Source organism: Novipirellula sp. (assembly GCF_041583735.1).
GTDB lineage: Bacteria > Planctomycetota > Planctomycetia > Pirellulales > Pirellulaceae > Novipirellula.
The window spans coordinates 1-4,774 of record NZ_JBFHFD010000664.1; the positions used below are offsets into that span (position 1 = coordinate 1).

At 55.6% G+C, this 4,774-nt stretch carries 4 protein-coding genes and 1 other RNA gene; 1 reads left to right on the plus strand and 4 read right to left on the minus strand.

The window, feature by feature from the left end:
* Positions 1-767: MerR family transcriptional regulator (locus tag ABX962_RS30490; protein ID WP_372725214.1), on the minus strand; the 767-nt coding region annotated here is incomplete at its 3' end.
* Between the two features lie 269 nt (positions 768-1,036).
* Between ABX962_RS30490 and rnpB the strand changes: the two genes are divergently transcribed.
* An RNA gene (gene rnpB, locus ABX962_RS30495) (RNase P RNA component class A) lies at positions 1,037-1,477 on the plus strand.
* Between the two features lie 95 nt (positions 1,478-1,572).
* On the opposite strand, the gene rfbB is transcribed toward rnpB, so the two are convergent.
* The 3 genes from rfbB to ABX962_RS30510 all read right to left on the minus strand — a co-directional run.
* A complete protein-coding gene (gene rfbB / locus ABX962_RS30500; RefSeq protein WP_372725216.1) occupies positions 1,573-2,628 on the minus strand; it encodes a dTDP-glucose 4,6-dehydratase in 1,056 nt (351 codons plus the stop codon).
* Positions 2,629-2,815: 187 nt separating this feature from the next.
* Positions 2,816-3,547 carry a methyltransferase domain-containing protein gene (locus ABX962_RS30505; RefSeq protein WP_372725218.1) on the minus strand — a complete coding sequence of 244 codons (732 nt, stop codon included), beginning with the start codon at positions 3,545-3,547 and terminating at the stop codon, positions 2,816-2,818.
* A gap of 84 nt (positions 3,548-3,631) precedes the next feature.
* A partial coding sequence (locus tag ABX962_RS30510; protein WP_372725220.1) for a prolipoprotein diacylglyceryl transferase occupies positions 3,632-4,774 on the minus strand: 1,143 nt, incomplete at its 5' end.

Below are 4,774 nucleotides of genomic sequence, written 5' to 3' on the forward strand. Positions count from 1 at the left end.
GCGGCGTCGAAATCATCGAGGGCATCAAAGTCGAACCGCAATTGGCCACCCGGTTCCACCAATCCCTCACCGTGCCGCAGCAGCACGAATTCACCTTCGACCAAGATCGAGAGCTGTTCGAGCGGCCGGTGGATATCCGGCAGCAGTTCCACCCATTGCGCCAACCGCTGCTCGATCGCCTTGGGGCTTTCCCCTGACGCGATCCAATTCGCTAGCCGCTTGGCCACCGCAACTTCGGCAAAATCGAAATACGGCAAACGGTGCATCGTTTCGACGGGGGTGATCAATCCCAACCGTTGCCAGCGTCGGACCACCCGGACGGAAATTCCCAGCAGATGGGCCAACATCGCGGGCGTGTAATACCGCTGGGCCGTTTGTTCGAAATCGACCAGCCCCAATCGTTGCCACAATTCGGATTCGTAAACGATTTCGCGGGTCCCGGTGGCGATCGCATGCCGCGTCGACTCGCTCAACAGGTCCGATTCGAGCAGCGGAGACTGGTCGGCGCCGATGACGACCCAATCAACGTCGGCAGCTCGCTGTTCGACGATTGTGGCGCCGTAGGAACGCAGCAGATTGGCCGCTTCACGACGCGTCATGCTGCCAAAACGCCCCACCAAAGCAATTTTTAGATTGCGAAGCGTCCCTGTTTCCGCGTCGTCCACGACTGCTGGATCTGCCACTCCCGCGGTCTCCGCCAAGTCGTTCTCGGCCAGATCGGCGTCAGCCAAGTCGTTGGGATCGATTGGCTCGTTCAAGCGTGACATCTCGTGAGGGGACGGGCAGAAAAAAAGGGGATTGGGTTCAGTTTGCGTTGCGTTGGGGGCATTGTCGACACGCCCGAGTCATTTGCGACACACCCGGGGGCAATCGAACGGGCACAATCGAACGGGCACAATCGAACGGGCACAATCGAACGGGGGCATTTGGGGGTCGAGTCGATCGGAGGGTTCGATCATTATCCATAAACTTGGCAAACACTCTAGAGACGAACCTTGTCGCGAGCGAGTGGATCTATCATTCTGTGCGATTGCCGTGAGTGGGCAAGACGATCGCTGGAGTGCCTTTGGGCAAACTGGAGGAAAGTCCGGGCTCCGCAGGATAGGATGGTCGATAACGTCGACCGGCCGCGAGGCTAGGGAAAGTGCAGCAGAGAACAGACCGCCGAACGGTCCAACGAGATCGTCGTTCATCGACGATCGACTTTGACGCGTGGTAAGGGTGAAACGGTGCGGTAAGAGCGCACCAGCGGTCGAGGTGACTCGATCGGCTTGGTAAACCCCATCCGGAGCTAGACCAAACAGAGTGCAGTGGTGCGAGCCTTTCGAGGTTCGTGCCCGCGAAGCGATCCGTTTCGCTACTGACATTCGGGTAGGTCGCAATTGAGGCGGCGAGCAATCGTCGTGCACAGATAAATGGTCGTCGGCGCGAGCGAAAGCTTGCGTCACAGAACCCGGCTTACTACCCCGCTCACGGCATTTTTTTGCGAGTTCGTCGCCTCCGCGTTCCACGCGGGGGCTGTCGAGCAAAACAACGCCTGCAATGGCTTGCCACGCAACGCGGCCGATTTGGTTATTCGGCAACGCCCAATCGTTGCATTTGATATTTCCCATTTAAAATATCACGCCACCACGATTCGTTGTCCAAGTACCACTGGACCGTTTCACGCAAGCGTTCTTCGAGGGTGCGCTGCGGTTTCCAGCCCAATTCGTTTTGAATTTTGCTGGAATCGATCGCGTATCGAAAATCGTGTCCCGGACGATCTTTGACGTAGGTTATCAGCTCGGAATAGCTTTCCCCATTCGCGCGAGGCCGAATTTCATCCAAGATGCCAACGATGGCATGGACCAGATCGATATTGCGACGTTCGCTGTTGCCGCCAACGTTATAGGTTTCGCCCGGTGTCCCCTGAGTCAGCACGGTGAGGAGTGCTCGAGCGTGGTCCTCGACATACAACCAATCTCGCACGTTGAGCCCTTCGCCATAAACCGGCAACGGCTCTTCGCTCAAACATTTAATGATCATTAACGGAATCAACTTTTCCGGAAAATGATACGGGCCGTAGTTGTTCGAGCAGTTCGTGATCAGCACGGGCAAGCCGAACGTGGTTTTCCATGCACGGGCCAGATGGTCCGACGCTGCCTTGGTTGCCGAATAGGGCGAATGCGGGTCGTAGCGAGTCGTCTCGGTAAACATTCCGGTATCGCCGAGCGATCCATAGACCTCGTCGGTCGAAACGTGCAGGAAGCGAAACGCATCACGCCGCTCGCTTGCCAATTCGTTGTAATGCCGCAGACTGCTGTCGAGCAGATTAAACGTGCCTACCACATTGGTCTGAATAAATTCGGAGGGGCCATCGATCGATCGGTCCACGTGCGATTCGGCGGCCAAATGCATGACCGCGTCGGGATCGACTTTTTGCATCACTTCGCCGACCACGACCGGGTCCGCTAAATCCGCCTGAACAAACGAATAGCGAGGCGAATCGGCGACATCGGCAAGCGATTGTGGGTTGCCGGCATAAGTCAATTTATCCAAGTTAACGACGTCATGATCCGTATCCGCCAACAAGTGACGAACCAGATTGGTGCCGATAAAACCACATCCGCCGGTTACAAGGATTTTCATGATGGATTCGGTCAAACAGAAGGAGAGTGTAAGCGGAGAAAAACGTTTCCAAAACGATAGTCAGCAAACAGCGATTTTGAAAGCGATCGCAACCTTTCCCCATAATTTAACCGATTTGGACGTCTGAGAGGATCCGAACGCAGCGATTAATCGTGCCCATGGCGTCCACGATTGCCCGGGCGTTGTGTTACGCGAACGCGGGGACCATTTCCGTCTGGACCGCTTCGTCGGCGACCAATACGTAGTGGCACGGCAGCAGAGGGCGAATCGAAACGGGCCGCCCCAATGCGCTGCGGGCGATGCGCGCGATCTCGGGTTCGCTAAACGATGAATGAATTCGGGCTACCGCGTCGTGACGACACACCGCCGAACGGACCAGCAATCGCGATGCGACATTCACCAACGCACAATTCAAGCGACTGCGTTTGAAATCGCAGACGATCATCGCGCGTTGACAAGAAATTTGCATCGATTGCAATAAGCGAAACGCTTGCGAATCATCCAAGCGGTGCATCAACATTGTGCTGATGACGACGTCAAAACCATGAGGCAGTGGCGATTGAAAACAATCCCACTGAACGCTCCGCACTTCCACCGCCGATCGTTTGGCTAGCCGTTGTTGTTCTTCGATCGCGTGACGGTTGGTGTCGACGGTGGTGATCCGAATGTCGCGGCGATCTCGCGCCGCCTTGACCGCCCAACGAACGGCCAGATCGCCATTGCCGCTGGAAACATCCAGCACCGTCAACGGGCGTCCTGCCGCACTGGTTTGATACCGCGTTATCAGTGGGTACAACGCGTCGGCCACGCGAGTGACTTGGTTTAGCCGTAACTCGTCTATCCGCACTCGCTGAAATTCAGCTGCGTCGAGCGATGGATCGTCAATCCATACCGGTTCGCGTACTCGATCGAAACTCATGTTTCGCCATTACCTTGATCCGTTCGAATGACTTAGCGAATTCAGGATACCATTTTTGCGTTTCGCGGACATGATTGCGAGGAATCACGTCGGTTCGGCGATCGAGTTGGCCGTGTCACCCTGTTTGCGGCCATACAGCCAAATGGCGGCAACGATCGTCAACAACAAGACCCCGATGCTGACCCATTGGGAAATCGACAGGTCGGTTCCAAATTGCCCCTGTTCGTCCACGCGGATCATTTCCAGTACGAATCGCATCACTGCGTACGCCGCGAATCCCAGCAACATGATCGATCCGTCTCGCCGCAATACCAACGACAGCGCACACAGCAATACACACACACTAATTCCCGAGACACTGCTAATCAATTGGGCCGGTTGGACTGGAATCGCACGCTGCGGTAGTTGTTGAGGCGTCCAGCGATAGATTTTTCCATCGATCATCGCCACCACGCCACGAGGCGTCTGTTCGCGTGGCAGTTCTTTTGAGAAACCTTCTTGGTAACGGTCGTCCAGTCGAATCTGTTCGACAATACTGCCCTCTTTGATCCCCGCGAACTCAGCCAGACTGTCGCTTGCGACGTGCGATACCTCGCCCGAGGTCGGATCAAATTGCAAACCAATTAAATCCCCCCGCAATGCTTGGTCTTGGTATACCGGACTATTGGGAGGAAAACGCAGTGCGGCCCAATAGTCTTCGCATTGACCGCCGTAGCAACAACCGTTCATCAAACAGCCGATACGGCCGAAGAACAACCCTAGGAACATACAGGGCACGATCGCGTCGCCTAATTTCAGCAGCGGCAACTTATGACGCAAGATGTAGTAACTGCCTGCCAAAAATCCACCGATGAAAGATCCGTAAACGACCAGACCGCCTTCGGTGAAGGTCAACATGCGGCGAACCGTTTCGGCGAACGAGTCGACAACAAAGTGGTCATGGTACTGAACCACATAAAACAATCGGGCGCCGCCAATACCGCCAATGAACACCCACGGTGCCATATTTAAAATGACATCGGGATTGATTCCCCGCCGCTTGGCCCGAACCATTGCCAACCCGACGGCCGACAACACCCCAAGCAGTAGCATCACGCCATAGCCGCGAATCGCCATTCCGACCGGTTCACCTTCGACGTTTTTAAGTTCAACGCTGGGCAAGATGTAAGCGACTGCGGCTGCGAACAGACCCCACATCAAGCCTTCGGTTGCAATAAAACCGCTGAC